Raw genomic sequence first — 15,119 nt, 5'->3', positions numbered from 1 at the left:
ATCATCCTCCCTGTCATTATTTGAGTCCGCCAGCAATGATAAAGGCGGCAGCAGCCAAAATAAAAGCTCCGGCAAATGTACGCCAGAGCCACTTTTGAGCATCTTCGATTTTGTCCAGTCTATGGTGAGCCGACTTTGCAGATTGCAGTGCTTCTACAGCAGTCTCGTTAGCACGTATTGCTCTGTCTAATTTCTCGTCCATGCTTACTACCTTCGTCTCAACTCTGGTTATCCGCTGAAGCATTTCTGATTGTACACCGTCCATCCTTCTCCCCTCCCATGACAAACATATAGCCCCAGACCACTCCCAGGGCATAAAAAATACGCCTTGCGGCGCTGTTATGCTACATACTCAATTCCGGTGATCTGCTGGTATTCATCGGCCGTGATCATCTTAGCCACTACAAACGTCTTGAGACTCTGGTTGTCGTACAACGGATGCTGATTATCATAATATCGTTTGATGATCGGATACCACATCTGCCTATTCACCTCCCTTCAGGGTGGCGACTTCCAGCAGAAGGCTGCCCACGGTGTCCTCAAGGGAGGATATTGTCGCCTTATCGTTGGCGCTCTCCAAGATGAGATTTCCAATGGTTTGATTCAATTCTGCATTTTCTTGCTGCAATGCTGATACCCTGGACTCCAAGGTATCTATTGCGTGGTAGTCGTAAAAAAAAGTGCCTTCTTCCAAATTGATCTTTAGATCAGCCACCATACCGGGGATAGCTAACGGTTCTGACAACTCGGCATCAGTATGGATGATGTTAGGCACCTCCTGCTCAGGCCTCACCTGAGACATGATCACCTGGACATCCCCGATCTTGGGAGATTCTTCGTTATACATTACGTACATGCGTTTCCCTCCTTACACATGGTAGAAATTTTTGTTGCATCGACTGTAGTTATAGGCGCCGCTATACCCTTCATTTATGATGCGCATTATAATCCGTACCGGGCCAGCCAAGTTGAAATTTGCTGGAAAGGTATCTCTATTACTGATACGCGAACTTTGATCAGCTGTAGCTGATATCATAATATTTCGTGTAGGATAGTAGATCATTAACGGACTTAAAGAATAATGTACATTAACTGTTTGTATATTAGGGTTTACATCTAGAGCTTGAAGTTCTACGTTGTTCGAATCCTTAAGGATTATTTGAAACCTCATATAATAATTTTGCAGAGTGCAGTACCAGTCATCCCGAGTTGACATCGTGTACATATTAACCCCTTCAGGGATCGTATACATCAAGGTGTCATAGGTACCGGCTTGACTTCCACCCGATTCACCGATGTTAAATTTACCTGTATTGGGAACTATTGATTGTAGCGTCCCCACAACCCCACCAACATTAACACCTGATCGGATATTACCAGCCGTCAAATTAGAAAACGCAGCCCGGATCACGCCCGATCCGTTATGATAACCCGCCGGGACAGTGTACGAGCCGTTTTGCGTGGTGATCGTCTGAGAGACAGCGCCACGGTTTGGCATGGTGCCCGTAAACGGACCGCTGGCATTGGAAGCTGTGCGGCCGCTCAACAGGTCCGCTGCCGTGGCGTTGCCTGTGGCCCGGATGACCCCTGCCATCTTCGCAACCAGTTGCGCCCAGGTATCGTTTGTGGATGCCGTTACACCGATGGAGTTGAGCGCGGCAACCACATTCGTTTTCTGCTCAACTCCAAGCTGCTTTGCCGCGGTCGCCTCGGTAAAAGCGGAGTCCGCCCGAGTCTGTGCGGTAGCAGCTGCCGTAACTCCGGCGCTCCCCCGGTCATAAGCCGCCTTTACTGCTTTCTCGGTCGCGGCCACATTTTCCCGAGTCCCATACGTGGCATTGGATAGCTGGACAACGCCCGGATGTGTCAGTGACGCCTCCGGAATGTCCGGATCAAGCCCTTCCAATGCAGCGGCCAATTCGTCATGAGTCACATACGCCAGATTTTGATCAATCGTTAACGTGACATTCGAGGCCGTCCCCACGTAAACCAACATGTCAACGGTCTTGCTTATTACGTCCCCTGTGTTTGTCGGAGGAATGTAATCAGCAGTATCACCAGCATTAGCATACCAGTATAAGATTTCTCCTTCGTCCGGATCCAAGGCGTACAGCCCTAACTCTCGAAAATAAAACCCGGTCGTTACATCCTGATTAGATAGGACGAAGCCTACGGTCGCCTGATTCGGCGGGGTCATCTTCAACCGAGTTACTTCGACAGTCTTTTTGGGGCTGATTACTCCGTTCAATGTCGCAATCGACTGCCCGCCGAGCTGCGCATCACCGAGAACATACTTTGTATACTTTAGTTGAGTTCCTGCCTGCGCTTTGGCCTGCAACACTCTCCCTTTATTGGTCAATCCCTTCGCTCCAAATGATGACATTGTTTCACCTCTACCTGATTATGATGTGTTCATTTACGACCATGCCGGTCCCGAAATATAACTGCAGCGCTTCTGTTTGGGACAGGATCACCTCTTCCAGGTGAGCGCTCAGTCTCGTGACCGATTCGACCGCACGGTAAAACTCCTGTGCCCGGTCAAGTGTGACTTCTGGATTGTTCGTGGTAACTCGATAATGGTATGGCTCTCCGCCATATTCAAACCATTCCTCGATCTTACCCTCGCCAAATAGGATCGTGACAAGGTCCTCAATCGCTCCAGGGGTTCCCTTGCTTCGATGGAATTCCTTCGATTTCAAGAGCAATTGAATCTTTTGCTCCAGCGGCAACGTGGTATCCCAGAAATCAATGTGATTCTGCCAGGCCCGCTCGTCCGCCTCGTCATCCGTGATTTTCCCATCGAGCAGTCGCCGATAGAAAGAGAGGTCCTTCACCTTTTGCGTAAGTTCTCGCATGTGCCCGTCCAGCGCTCGGGCCGCTGCCGACACGGTAGGGTCCGCCTGTGCATTCGGAGGCAGCAGGTCATAGATGCTGATCTGCTCGATATCAATCATCAGCAAGCCCTCCAAACGTGACATTAATATTCGCATCCTGAGCCACCTGCAGATCAGTTATCGGCGTATAGACCGGGCTGACTACCTCGACCCGGAGCGCACCGGCATTCATGATCTTACTGATCAACTCAGAAGGATTGATATGCCGTCCAAGCTTGGATTTTTGCCACAAGGCATAGGACTCCACCGCTTTATTCACAGCATCCTGTATGACCGCTGATTCGGCTGCTCGCTCCCTGTTGATGTAATAAGTTAGCTCGATATCGTACGGGACCGTTTCGGGTGCCTGGACAATCACATGATCCGTCAGCGGCCGGATTTTGCGGGCATTCACCTTTTCTGCAACAGCGTCAAGGATTTCCTGAGTCGGGATGACGCCTCCTTCCAAGAGCGGCAGAATCGTAACGACTCCAGGCGTCTCAGATATGGCTGCCACGTCCACGATGGCTGCGCTGGCCGTCTTGGCCCAATAAATGTACCCTTGCTCCGGCCCGGCCGTGGAAAACGATTCTGGGGCCATTCTGATGCGCTGCCGGTATGATTCATCATCCTCCATGTCGGCGCCCCCTGCAGTTGTCGTCAGGTTAGTCACAGACGCCACAAACGGTAACGGATCTATAAGCGTCGTCAGCTGTCCCGGCAGGAATCCGTTTCCGATGACTCCCGGTGTCAGGCATTCAATAGGCACATCCGTCGTCGTGTGCCCCGCTGGGATGGTCACCGCTCCCCTTGTGGCAAACATAATCGTGCCCTCTCCCCCATCCGGTGCGATCCGGGTTCCGGCCGGAATGACTTGCGGCGTAACCAAGGGGATTGATAGGGTAAACCGCTCGGTGGTTACTGCTGGCTCCGCCTGCAGCCGGGGGGTGTTTGGCTCTCCGAGGTAATCAAGGATCACGCCCCGGGCATACCGCAGCAACTCACCCTTGGCAACCTGATTGATCAAGACGCGCTGCTGCATGAACAACAACGCGAACGCTCGCAAGACGATCATTTCCGGATCCGCCCGATTCAAGGTTCTGCCGGTGATTCCTTGAAACACGTCTACCAGTTCCAGGAACACCTTATCTACGTCCTGTTCGACAAACTGAATATCTGGTAAATCTACGAGAGCCATCACTGCACCTGCCTTTCTACAAACCGGATAACGGCGTGATATCTTCCCTTCTCAGCCTCTTCTTCACTTTGATCAAATTCGATACCGATCACTTCCGCCCGGGGCTCAAACTCTGTTATGGCAGCCGTGAGCTCATTCACCAGAAGGGCCTGAGCTATGACATCCGGTTGATCCACAACATCCGGAGATATACCAAAGGCACGATCCAATGGGACCGTGCCTGCAAACGTGCTCGCTATTACTTGGATATTTTGTTTGATTGACTCAATGCCGGTCAGACCAAAACGCATGGGCGCTGGGGGAGTGCCGATAACTTCGTGTATCATACGTATTCCTCCAATGTTACCGATAAGGCAGCTTTTATCAGATTCCCTTCCCGGTCCACGCGGTCCCAGGACTGGTTCATATTTGTTATCTTCCATTTCCCGCGCCCGAGACCTTTGCCTCCAATTTGCAGTAAGAGGACTTTGCCCGCCCGCTGGTACTCCAAAAGCTTCTCCATCTCCTTCCGAGGATTCATGCCAAGACCCGCGTCTAAAATCATCGTGAAGGTAATGGTATCAAGCCCCGGGCCGAGAAACTGGCTGCGGGGCTTTTGGAGATGTATTTCATTCGATCCCCAGCGCGAGGTGGAATCACGCTGAAAATCTTGAAACGTGCGGACTTTGATCGGCATTTTAAACGAAGAAATGAACACCACATCTCCCAGAGCTCCCAGGCCAATCTTCATATGACCTCACCGCCTCGCGTTATGTTGCCGTCTACGGTTAGATTCCCGGTTATGGTGACGTCCCCTTCGAATTGCACGCCGCCGGCAGCCTGCACCATAAGCTTTTGAGTAGTTCGATCATAATAGACATAGGAACCATCCTCAAACCATACCCCTCGTTGATCTGGAGTGCCTGGAGGATCCTCTTCATCATCGACCACACCAATGCATATCCCGTCAGAAATGCCATTCGCTAAAAATAAACAGGCTATCTCTTGTCCGGGCTCAGGCATATCATTGCTTCTCGCCCATCCCCCACGAGTGATAACAGGTAATGGTCCGGATACCCTATCCTCCTGGTCCTCAAACACCGCCGTTATGGTTCCCGTTTCAGGGTCTGCCGTCGAACATACTCCCACCCGGAATATATTCCGGAATTGATTCGTGCTCATGATCACCATCCCAGTACCTTTCGTATTTCAATTTCTGTTACATACTGCGACACACCAAACCGATGGCGTGCCCTGTCAATAATGTACTTACCGTCAAATCGACCAAATCCTTTGACGTTCACCGTGATACCCGAGGCCAAGCGCACGTCACCATCCAGAGTAAAGGTCGCTCGTCCGGATTGTTTGTTATGTTCCCGAAGCCGATTCCTTGCCAAACGGTTAGCTTCGGCGACGGTTTCAACTCTCTCATTGACTCTCAATATCGGAATTCCTGATGCATTCGGGAGCGTGTATTTCCCCGTAATGGTTTTGCTTCCAGAAGAATCTTTTTTCTTCTCTTTCTTCGAGGAGGCCGGAGGTCGATAGGTTACAACACAAGATCCGTAGGCTGTATTGGTACTGCTCTCGCTAAAGGTATAGCCCATAATCCCGCTCTCCCCTTTGACAATATCCAACACTGCCGGCTTCCTCTCATACTCAGCTTCGTCAAAAAGCACAAGCTTCCCGCCCGATATTTTGACCGCTATTCCCTCGTCCATGGCAGTATCAACCAAAAACGCAAAGTCAGTCTGATCGCTCTGATCAAGTCGTTCATAAGAAGGATTGACTGACGCTGAGTACACCAGTTTTAGCTTCGCTCTTGTTGCGATATCTTGGGCGATCGTCTTCAATCGGACTTTTTCCCAGGATTTCGCGCGTTCTGTCTGCTTTGTTGTTGCTCCTTCGAGGGGGAGGGCTAAGGCTTGGACCATGACTTTATCCGGCGGTCCTTCCACGTCAATTGAATCAACTTCGAATGATCCGCAAGGCAGCTTCGCCTTCTGGCCGGGCTTATCCCAGTTAACAACGGTGATCTCTGCAACCAGTTTGTCTCCGAAAACCGGCTTCCAATCCTTCTGCCAGTTAGCATCCCGATCATCAAGTGTGACCGAGATGCTATCCTGTTCCCCGGGTGCTGCGTCTTCATAGGTAAAATCCATGAGGTATTTACTCAGGTATTCGGTCCCCATCTCTTTGCCGTTGTATTTCAGAATAAGTGATGCCCGGCGGCCGTCCATAACTGTTCTCATTCAACCTCTTCCTCCTGTCTCCAAGGAGGCAAGGTTGACGCTGCGGGAATAAGGATGTTTGGGACGACCAACTCCACCCCAGCCGGGAACATGACGGTTTCAGCATAATCTGCGTTGGCTTCCATCAAAGGCACCATAAAGGACTCTGACGCTGCAAGAGAAAAGGCGATACCGTCCCAAGTATCGCCCTGAATTGTTCTGTAGGTCCTCAACTTAATCTCACCCTTTGCTGTTGACGCTTATAAGATTCAAACTGCTGTTTAAAGTCGGCCTGATTCCTGCGGTCCATATCTTTGAGCGCAGCTTGGTCGACGGATCCGTAAATGTTGTAGCTTGGACTGTAAATAAAGTCCCCACCAGCAGCCCCTGTATCATTCACGCCCAGCAGCCGCCCTGTTAATGCATGAAGGTCACGTGATCGTTGGTCTTTTCTCAACGGAATGGCCATCTCTGGCCCAGCCTCGCCGAAAATAGATGGTTTGTCGGCATAACCTCCGTCGGCAAATGCTTCCATCGTCAACGCCCTACCGTTACCGCCCCCTGTATTTCCGGTCTGTCTCCAAACTACAGAGACGTCAATCGTTTTTTCCAGAGGTAGGCTGTCCATCTCTTTGTTTAATTCCTTAATCTGTTGCATCGCTGCATCAAACCGGGCCTTTTCCTTGTCCGATAAGGTATCGTACTTTTGGGCCATCTGGTCAATAGATGATCCCAAGCCGCCTTCTATAAGCTTTACCCGTTGTTCATACAACGTTTGGTAACTCTGTTCCGCGGTCTCTAATTCTTCTTGTTTAGCGATGTAGTCATCAAGAACTTCTATTTGTTTGCTTTGCAACTTCTCGATGCTATCACCTAACAAGTCTAAGTGAGGGCCTATTTCGAAGCTGAATCCAACGGTCTTCCCAACTTCATCGGCTCTTTTCCGAAGGTCTTCGAGCATAGCAACTGTTTCGTCGTTGAAATCCATCTGCTTAATCTTCTCGTATTCGACCTGGAATTCTTTAAGAGACGGTATTGCGTTATCCAGAGCCTCTTTTCGTTTTTGTAACTCCGTCGATTGGTCCTTCAAATCTCCGATTTGCTCCTCGAGATCCGGGAGCTTTTGATTTCCTTCAGCAACGGCCTTTTCCAGCTTTAGTTTATCGAGTTCTCTTTCCGCATCCGCTTCCTGTTTCAAAAGACCCAGTTTCTCTTGAATCTTTCGGTTCTCAATATCGTATTGAGAGATGGTTTCCGGATGGAGATTTTGTAGTTCCTCGATTACACCAGCTAACTTCTCCTGCTGTGTCTTTAAAAGTTCAGAGTTCCCGGCGCTCTTGTCAATGGCTTCGCTCAGATTGTTGTATGTCCAGACCAGATCATTCGTCTTCTTAGCTTTATCAAACGATAAGTCGAACTGAGTTGACACTTCCTCCAACTCGTCTCCCATATTGATAAGAGCCTGACGCGCATCATCTTGTCGCTTTTTGTAAGCGACAACTCCCGCCGTGAGGGCTCCTACTGCACCAATAGCCAGACCAACTGGGTTAGTCATTAGGCCGATGACCTTGCTAAACTTACTAACGCCGTTGGTCGTGTCAAATACGGCTTTCCCCACCCTGCCCATGTCCTTTGCCATGCTAATTGAATTTCTGGTGAGCATAGCGGCTGGCACGGCCATGCCGATTGTTTTGATTAGGTCCTTGTTATCAGATGCCCAAGCCGTCATATCCTTGAGTATCGGTACCAGCTCTTCTCCGAGCGGAATGATTACCTCATCCATTAACTCGCGTCCAAGCACTTTCAGATCATGCATCAAATTGTCATATTTGACCTCGGCGATGTCTTCCATGGTGGATTGGGTCATGTCAAACTGATTGCCTACAGACCCAAGCGCGGCGACAACGTCTTTCTCCAAGTCCTCCCACTGGGTACCAAAAAGCTCGACGCCCAGCATATTACGATATACCTGGTCATCAATGGTGGCCAGCTGTGCAATGACCTGCTGCATGACGTCTTTTCCGCTTGTGGCTCCCGTGCTCAAGTCCCTGAGTATCTTGTTGCCGTCCCCCATCATGCTTGATAGGGCCTTGAAAGTATCCTCCGCACCTTTGCCGCCTTTTTGCAGGTTCTTAACCATCTCTTGGGCGGTATCGGACGACACATGCTTGAGCAATTCCAGATACTCTGCAGACTGGGTACCGCCGTTGATCAAGGCCATCGTAAACTCTTCGATTCCTTCCGGCGCAAATAAGGCAGCCAGCGCATCCGCTGTCTTAGCACTTCCGTCTTGGATACGGATGTTGAACTCTTTTGCAAGGTCCCCCACTTTGTCCAAGTTCCAAGCGCCCGCTTCCAAGCCAGCCGCGAAGAAGTCGAACATCTCATTCGCGGAATAACCAAGCGCGGCAAACTGCGGCGCATACTCGTTCGCAGCATCCAGCAGTTCCCCTGACTTATCCAGGCCCCGCTGCGCCCCTTGGGCGAATAGGTTCATCGACTCTTCGGATGTAATGCCGAATTGACGCATTATGGTATCGGCCGTCTTGACCGACTCTGGGACATCGAAACGGAAAACGTCCTGCAAAACAATCGCATTTTTTGCGGTTCGCTCTAGTTCGTCCCCTTCCAACTTGGTTACATTTCGAGCGACGACTAATGCATCTGTGAGGTCGTTCACGCCTTCTCCCAGCCCTTGACGATACAAGGAGCCGGATATGTCTTGTAACTGCTCTAATTCGCCCGCCGTGGCCCCTGTGGCTGCTGCAAGCTGCCCGGATTGAGCATCCAACTCGCCGATGGTGCTCACCATCTCACCGATCGAGCCCGTTACCTTGTCGATGATGGCATATGCTCCGGTGTATTGCCCGACTCTGCGGAATATCTCCCCAAATTCCTGCACATTTTCGCGGAGCTCATGGAATGCGCCGGAGGCTTTTTTGGAATCTTTCGTGATCTCATCAAAGCTTCTCACTTTTCGGAGATCACCCAGGTCCTTTTCGAGCCCCGTAACATCCCTACTTAAAGAATCGAAGGTCCTCTGTAATCGGGGGTCTATTTTGCCGTTTAGCTCAAACGACATTTCATATGTTTTTGCCACAGCCTAGCCCCCTTTCCTGTCGGACTCGATTTCTTTGGCAACTTCATTGATCGCAGCTTTCCACTCTCCTAGAGACCAGATTGGGCACTGCATCCAATAGCTCAGCTCGATCCCCGTTTTTACAGACATATATAAACAAGTTTTCATGACCCTTTGCGGATCGTCATTTAGTCCAAACTGGACAAAAAATCCTTTGCTGCACCTGTCACTCTCAAGAAATCTTTTGCGGGTAGGTGCTTAAGCATATTAGCATCTATCCCCGCAGCTCTGGCAGCAACCACGGCGTGATACGCTGGATGCTCCGTTTTAAACGCTACAAAGACATTCTTTTGGCCCCGGATAAAATTGATAAATTCCCCTTCAACTTTCAAGATGTCCTCGCCAGAAAGTTTACCGAAGTCAAGATTGAATTCGGTGTAAGTCTCGTCTTCCCAAACAAAAGGCCGGGACAACTTAACCACTGTCCCGGCCGATTGAACCTCTTCCAAATTCTCTACATTAACTACTTTATCACTCATGTTTAATATACCTCCTGAGATTAGGCTTTACCCAAATGTTTTCTGATGTCGGCCAGGTCATCCTGACCGTTTATGCGAGAGATGTAGTTGAATCGGTCAAACTCAAGCGCTGCTTTACCATCAATGAATATCTTGATGTATATGACTTCGATGGTGTTGGTCGTACCTGTAGCTGCATTTTGAACCAATGTTCCAAGATCCACCCCTTTGCCCATCCCTCGCACAACGATTTTTATGGAACGATAGACCATCTCGGACCGTGTGTTATCCCATTCGCTGAACGACCCCCGGATTTCCAGACCTTTAGTCTTGGAACTCACGAAATCAAAAGCTTCCTTGTCTATGGTCCGCCAGGCGATTTGCAGCTCCATAGAGTCGTAATGACCCGGAGTAGGGATGTTAGCCGTCCCCAGAATCCCGGCTCCTGTGAGAGAGTCGGTCATCAAGGTCATAGAAGGAAGAGTCACATCTCCAGTTGCGATTTCATCCCCGCCCCCTTCCGGGTAAACAGCCATGCCCGATAACTTAATTCCAAGTTTCATAATTTAATCCTCCTCACGCTGCTATCAAGGCAGCAATATATGCAATATCATAAGCGACGGTAAACACGATCTCTTCCGCAACCGATGGAGGCGTGATGAATACACGATATACAATCTTTCCGTCACTAATTTGTTGGGTTGGGTTATCCGATCCCCAAAACTCTACCCGTCCACCGAGTAGATAACCGGAACCAACAAGACCATTCAGCCATACATTGGCTTCATCAGCGATCGATTCAATAAGTCGGAGATCCAGAGGGTTATCTACACGCTGCCAATGCCTTAAAACGAGTTGGTTTTTAATATATGAGAACATCCGGCGAACAGGTATAAAGGTTCGCTGCGCATCTGTAAAGTCCGGATATGCGCCGGTTCGGTTGCCCCATGCTCTATATCCGTCCTGCCAACGGATCGCAGTCACAATCCCATTAGCATTCAGGACGTTGGCTTGATCATACGGGATCCGGACTGGCGTTCCGTCTTTATATACAAGTCCATCAGCTGTAATCGATTGGTTCGAAGGAGTCTGTACAGGCACACCTTCATTTAGACTGTCTGTAGCGACCATGGCGGCCGTAACCAGCGTAGATGAATGATAGACTCTCCCTTTATTCGTCATCATCGGATATGTGGAAGCTTGAAGATGGCTGGTATATCCGTTCTCTTCCTTCCACGCAGTGATGTTGAAATATCTTTGACTTGCGTCCAGATCAGTCACAGCGTACGCTTCAAACAGCCCATTAATATCCTGGCATTTTGCAACCATAACAGCTGCAACCACCGGATCATCTGACCAGCCCGGAGCCACGATCAGGTTAGGGACAAACGAAGTCTCGATGAACACGTCCTCGATCAATTCCAATCCCGATCGCTCACCCGTCAGTGCATCCGTGCCGCCGATGATCCGGCTGGCCGTTACATTGGACGGCTTGAGTGCGCTGTAACCCACCTCAAGCGACGTGGTTCCCGCTGGAATGGCTCCACCGCTCACGATGGCTACGACCAGCTTACCAGCAGCATCAAACGTGAGAGTGTAATCCTTACCTTGTTCAAATGTCGTCGTGCCATCAGATACAACGACCGTATCTTTCAGGACGCCTTCGGCATTGATTATGTGGATGCCCCCGGTAAACGTCGCCGCAGCAGGCGCTGTTACCTCTACATCGGTGACGTCCAGCACGTTCACAAAGGCTATCGGCGCTTGAGCATTCTCCACAAAATGAGCATATGCGGCTTCGCAGAGCGTATACGACTTCCAGTCGTCCGAGTAGCCCAGTTTTGCCCGGAAGTCTTCGAGATTGTTAGCAATAATCACCTTATTCACCGCTCCGGACGGGTCGGAGACTTGGTTAATTGGGGCTGTGCCAAAATAAACAGGCAGCGTGTTCGTCTGCTCGACTGCTGCCCGGGGCTGATACACTTCAGTTGCCTTGACACCATGAAATTCCGCCATGGTCAAACTCCTTTCATCGACAGGATGGCCACGTTAAGGGCTGTTCCCGTCTGTTTGATTTGTTTCAAGGACTCTTGCAGCTTATCCACCGGAACAAACAGGGTCTGCATATGCGGGTATTCTGCAAATAAAGCCTTGAGATAATCCGGACGACCGCCGATAAATACCTGATTTGTACGCAAACCGATGCCGTTCTTGCGAATGGTCGGGCCGATGTAGATAACTTGTTGTTTTGTAGGCCCGGTTGCAACTGTCAAGTGGTCAGCTGCTGGTTTCTTCTGTGCTTCGGTCTTGATTTCTTTCGACTCGCTTTCCTTCTTAATAGCCATGTTTCCACACCTCCGGTTGTATTGATGGCACATCCCACGTAGTGGACATATAACCCATCCAGTAAGGGTCGGCCTGTTCTTCATAAAACCCCATAGTAACAGGGAGAGTTAACCGAAACGGCCAGCCTGCCCATGTTTCTCGCATCAAGAATCCGTGGACGTACTCCATGAGATGCAGCACGTCCATGTAACCCTTCGCCCCATGCCCTTCGCATCCAAACGCAAAATCCATCGTTACCGTCCGAAAACCCTCTTCGTTGTTAACCGCTTCGGTAAACGTGACGATGATGTAAGGCCACCTTTCATCGCGTGATTCTGGAAGGGTTGTTTCCAGCGGAGGTATGTCTGTGTCTGGCTGTACTGTTTCATATTCTGGCGTAGCACGCGGCGGCAAGCCAACCGTATACACATTCGGCCGCAGCCTTAGCTCACCTAGAGCCATCTCTTTGGTGATCTCTTGTAAATACTTCTGCAGCCGGTCCATCATCATGCTAGGCGTCACGTTTTCAACCTCCGATCAAGCTCGTGCGGCAGGCGTTTGGCCATCTCCTCGGCAAACACCCGCTGCACATGCTCTCTAACTTCTTCGTTGGCTGCCATCGACGGCACTGCAGGGCCGCGAAGTTCGCGAATCGGCAGCCTTTTTTTTCCTACGCGCTCAAACACACCTGTATGATTGCCTGCCTTTGTGACGAACGCACCCGGAATCGGTTTTTTCGTCCCTCCCCGGAAAACCGCTGCTTTCAGCGACTTCGGAGCCTTTTTCAAGCGGCGTCTCGGAGCCACGGCAAACCGAATCAACGGCAATGTGTGTCCCTTTGATGTAAGGGTAGCCTGTAAGGCATTCCCTGCCGCTTTTTTGATGCGTATTGTTTCGACAACATCCTTCTGCTTGATGACGTATTTCTCCCGGACCTTCCGACCCGTTTCGGTCTTCGCCCGCTGCGTAGCCCGATTAAGCGAGGATAAGACCGATCGATGAATGGCCTTATCCGTTTGTTTCAACGACGTGCTGAGAGAACGAAAATTTCCACGAACATGCAAAAAATCGCTCATGGTCGAGAACCATTAGACTGCAGCACGATTTTCAAAACACCCGTATCGTTAGATACATCCATGACCGTATACCGTGTAAAATCCAAATAAAAATTCTGGTCCACTCGAGGGGTATAAGCCAGAATTTCAGGATCGATATGAATGATAAGGTTATGGGCAGACACACCGTCTGCAGTTTGGATAGGTCGTCCGTCCAGCGTGAATTTTTCGATGATCATTTCGAGTTCTCGATCCCTGCGGCCAACTTGTGTCTCATCATTCGAAAAAGTCGTGACCGTGTGGATCTCAGCAAACTCCTTCGGATTCATGAACGTTCGCTCCACATCTTTGAGTAGTTGATCCCGAAAATTCATAGCGACACCGCCTTTAATTATTGTCAGCGGCCGCTACTTGATCGGCATACCATTCTTCGTATTGAGCGACACGCTCCTCTTCCTTGCCAGCGGGCTCAATCTTGAGGGCCTTAAGATGAGCTTTTTGCTCATCCGCCTTCAGTTCCGCGAAATCCTCGACAGTGAGAATCAAACCTTTCAGAGGTAGTTGATCCCCATTCACCAGGTCACTTACATCAGTGCTGGAGGATTGTCCCCCCTCATTGTTCTGGCCGTCAACTTTGTCGCTCACATTCTCAAATTCAGGTGCCCATTCACATACACCAAGTGAGACAAGGCGGCGCTCCTCATTCGTCTCTAGCCCTGGGATGATTTCCCCCGCTTTATACTCACGACCACCCGTCAGAACCTTGTTTCTCTTCACTTTTACACTCATAAAAGAACCTCCTAGCGGACCTGAGCGACGAACCAGCCGTCAACATCATCCGGAATTGGAATTGGGCGCGAACTCAAGCGGATCATGCGGGCGTCACTGTTTTGGTCAGACCACGATTTCGGAATCCGGGTTCCCTCATAGGTATGGAATTGGCCATCGGCCTCCATTTGGGTCACGGCGCCATAAGAAAAGCCGCCCAAACCTGGACGGCACAAGACGACATGATCGTCAGGGATATATGGTTGTTCGATGCCGTCGTCGTCAATGAACCAGTCATTGTAGGTGTACATTTCCATACCTAGTTCCGGGAGGCGACCTACGAACGTAAGGGCCTCATCGATAACATTAGGATTCATCAGAGCAAGGGTTGCATTCGTCTGATCCACCAACTTATCAATTTCTGGGTCCTGCCGGAAGTCCTCCCATGCGCTTTCGCCGAAGATGACCATCGTTGGAGCAATCCCGGATTTTCTGATAACCTCAAGGCGCCATGTCTTCAAATTTTTGAGCTTCTTTCCAGCAGAGCCAATCTCGCTCCATCTGTCGCCACCCGCCAAGATCACCTTGTTGTCAAAGCCAAAGTCGATTACATCCTCTACATATTCGGAATCCAACTTATCGATGTAGCCCTTAACAACGATCGGTCTTCCAAGAAACAATTCTCTTGCCATCCATTCGTGCCGGCGGAAAGTCATATCTTCCAATTCGGAAAGGTCTTTAGCGAGAAGTTCAGCTTGTCGCTGCGCGGGAGTTCGCTGGCTAAAGACATTTTCCCCCATCCCCCGAGTCATCAGATCATCGACCGTTAAAATACGCTGCGGAGCGATCTTTGGCGCTTTATATTCCTTTGTTTTGTATCCATCACGCGCCACCGTAATGCCGCCTACACGAGGCGCAACGAAAGGAGCCATTGGACGCTTCCCTTTCTTATAATCAAAGATGACATTCTCTGTAACGAACGTGTTTACGCGTGGGAAGAATGTTTTCGTGAAGAATTTCCGTAATGGCAGCGTCTTTTCGATGGCTTGAAGCATAGTCGTTGTTTTATAAAGATCCAAATTCATTGGCATGT

The 15,119-nt window shown here is 50.0% G+C and carries 22 protein-coding genes; all 22 read right to left on the bottom strand.

Features of this window, described 5'->3' with window-relative positions; all coding sequences use genetic code 11:
* Positions 1-16: 16 nt before the first annotated feature.
* Entirely contained in the window at positions 17-265 is a 249-nt protein-coding gene (locus tag CHH67_RS19020; RefSeq protein ID WP_095266853.1) for a hemolysin XhlA family protein, read from the bottom strand.
* A 74-nt stretch (positions 266-339) separates the two neighbouring features.
* Positions 340-480 (bottom strand): XkdX family protein, encoded by a 141-nt coding sequence (locus CHH67_RS19015; RefSeq protein ID WP_095266851.1) that lies wholly within the window; start codon positions 478-480, stop codon positions 340-342.
* 4 nt (positions 481-484) lie between these two features.
* On the bottom strand, positions 485-856 hold the full coding sequence (locus tag CHH67_RS19010; RefSeq protein WP_095266850.1) for a hypothetical protein: 372 nt from the start codon (positions 854-856) through the stop codon (positions 485-487).
* 12 nt (positions 857-868) lie between these two features.
* Positions 869-2,383 (bottom strand): tail fiber protein, encoded by a 1,515-nt coding sequence (locus CHH67_RS19005; RefSeq protein ID WP_095266849.1) that lies wholly within the window; start codon positions 2,381-2,383, stop codon positions 869-871.
* Between the two features lie 10 nt (positions 2,384-2,393).
* Positions 2,394-2,978 carry a phage tail protein gene (locus CHH67_RS19000; RefSeq protein ID WP_244908256.1) on the bottom strand — a complete coding sequence of 195 codons (585 nt, stop codon included), beginning with the start codon at positions 2,976-2,978 and terminating at the stop codon, positions 2,394-2,396.
* Positions 2,947-4,071, bottom strand: coding sequence for a baseplate assembly protein (locus CHH67_RS18995; RefSeq protein ID WP_095266845.1), 1,125 nt, complete (start codon positions 4,069-4,071; stop codon positions 2,947-2,949). The genes CHH67_RS19000 and CHH67_RS18995 overlap by 32 nt, the downstream gene beginning before the upstream one ends.
* The gene (locus tag CHH67_RS18990; protein WP_095266843.1) at positions 4,071-4,397 is read right to left on the bottom strand and encodes a GPW/gp25 family protein; all 327 of its coding nucleotides are present in this window, start codon (positions 4,395-4,397) and stop codon (positions 4,071-4,073) included. The genes CHH67_RS18995 and CHH67_RS18990 overlap by 1 nt, the downstream gene beginning before the upstream one ends.
* Positions 4,394-4,801 carry a phage tail protein gene (locus CHH67_RS18985; protein WP_095266842.1) on the bottom strand — a complete coding sequence of 136 codons (408 nt, stop codon included), beginning with the start codon at positions 4,799-4,801 and terminating at the stop codon, positions 4,394-4,396. The genes CHH67_RS18990 and CHH67_RS18985 overlap by 4 nt, the downstream gene beginning before the upstream one ends.
* Complete coding sequence (locus CHH67_RS18980) at positions 4,798-5,232, bottom strand: phage baseplate protein (RefSeq protein WP_095266841.1); 435 nt, start codon at positions 5,230-5,232, stop codon at positions 4,798-4,800. Before CHH67_RS18980 ends, CHH67_RS18985 begins: the two co-directional genes overlap by 4 nt.
* A gap of 2 nt (positions 5,233-5,234) precedes the next feature.
* Complete coding sequence (locus tag CHH67_RS18975; RefSeq protein WP_095266840.1) at positions 5,235-6,302, bottom strand: phage late control D family protein; 1,068 nt, start codon at positions 6,300-6,302, stop codon at positions 5,235-5,237.
* Positions 6,299-6,514 (bottom strand): tail protein X, encoded by a 216-nt coding sequence (locus tag CHH67_RS18970; protein WP_095266838.1) that lies wholly within the window; start codon positions 6,512-6,514, stop codon positions 6,299-6,301. Before CHH67_RS18970 ends, CHH67_RS18975 begins: the two co-directional genes overlap by 4 nt.
* Entirely contained in the window at positions 6,511-9,381 is a 2,871-nt protein-coding gene (locus CHH67_RS18965; RefSeq protein ID WP_095266836.1) for a phage tail tape measure protein, read from the bottom strand. The genes CHH67_RS18970 and CHH67_RS18965 overlap by 4 nt, the downstream gene beginning before the upstream one ends.
* A 3-nt stretch (positions 9,382-9,384) precedes the next feature.
* A complete protein-coding gene (locus tag CHH67_RS27085; RefSeq protein WP_280523047.1) occupies positions 9,385-9,510 on the bottom strand; it encodes a hypothetical protein in 126 nt (41 codons plus the stop codon).
* 38 nt (positions 9,511-9,548) lie between these two features.
* Complete coding sequence (locus tag CHH67_RS18960; protein WP_095266834.1) at positions 9,549-9,899, bottom strand: phage tail assembly protein; 351 nt, start codon at positions 9,897-9,899, stop codon at positions 9,549-9,551.
* Positions 9,900-9,919: 20 nt separating this feature from the next.
* Entirely contained in the window at positions 9,920-10,441 is a 522-nt protein-coding gene (locus CHH67_RS18955) for a phage major tail tube protein (RefSeq protein ID WP_095266832.1), read from the bottom strand.
* A 13-nt stretch (positions 10,442-10,454) separates the two neighbouring features.
* Positions 10,455-11,894, bottom strand: a complete 1,440-nt coding sequence (locus CHH67_RS18950; protein ID WP_095266830.1) for a phage tail sheath family protein — start codon at positions 11,892-11,894, stop codon at positions 10,455-10,457.
* 2 nt (positions 11,895-11,896) lie between these two features.
* Positions 11,897-12,223 (bottom strand): hypothetical protein, encoded by a 327-nt coding sequence (locus tag CHH67_RS18945; RefSeq protein ID WP_095266828.1) that lies wholly within the window; start codon positions 12,221-12,223, stop codon positions 11,897-11,899.
* Positions 12,213-12,725 carry a hypothetical protein gene (locus CHH67_RS18940; protein WP_095266826.1) on the bottom strand — a complete coding sequence of 171 codons (513 nt, stop codon included), beginning with the start codon at positions 12,723-12,725 and terminating at the stop codon, positions 12,213-12,215. The genes CHH67_RS18945 and CHH67_RS18940 overlap by 11 nt, the downstream gene beginning before the upstream one ends.
* Positions 12,722-13,228, bottom strand: coding sequence for a phage tail protein (locus tag CHH67_RS18935; RefSeq protein ID WP_218832040.1), 507 nt, complete (start codon positions 13,226-13,228; stop codon positions 12,722-12,724). The genes CHH67_RS18940 and CHH67_RS18935 overlap by 4 nt, the downstream gene beginning before the upstream one ends.
* A 47-nt stretch (positions 13,229-13,275) precedes the next feature.
* Positions 13,276-13,632: a hypothetical protein gene (locus CHH67_RS18930; RefSeq protein ID WP_095266823.1), complete on the bottom strand. Its 357-nt coding sequence runs from the start codon at positions 13,630-13,632 to the stop codon at positions 13,276-13,278.
* 13 nt (positions 13,633-13,645) lie between these two features.
* On the bottom strand, positions 13,646-14,047 hold the full coding sequence (locus CHH67_RS18925) for a hypothetical protein (RefSeq protein WP_095266821.1): 402 nt from the start codon (positions 14,045-14,047) through the stop codon (positions 13,646-13,648).
* 11 nt (positions 14,048-14,058) lie between these two features.
* Complete coding sequence (locus CHH67_RS18920) at positions 14,059-15,117, bottom strand: major capsid protein (protein ID WP_218832039.1); 1,059 nt, start codon at positions 15,115-15,117, stop codon at positions 14,059-14,061.
* Positions 15,118-15,119: the final 2 nt, after the last annotated feature.

This window comes from Paenibacillus campinasensis, assembly GCF_002272015.1.
In the GTDB taxonomy this organism is placed as follows: Bacteria; Bacillota; Bacilli; order Paenibacillales; family Paenibacillaceae; genus Paenibacillus_AQ; species Paenibacillus_AQ campinasensis.
The sequence above is the reverse complement of the archived record's forward strand: the minus strand, read 5'-3'. Positions and strand labels throughout refer to the sequence as shown.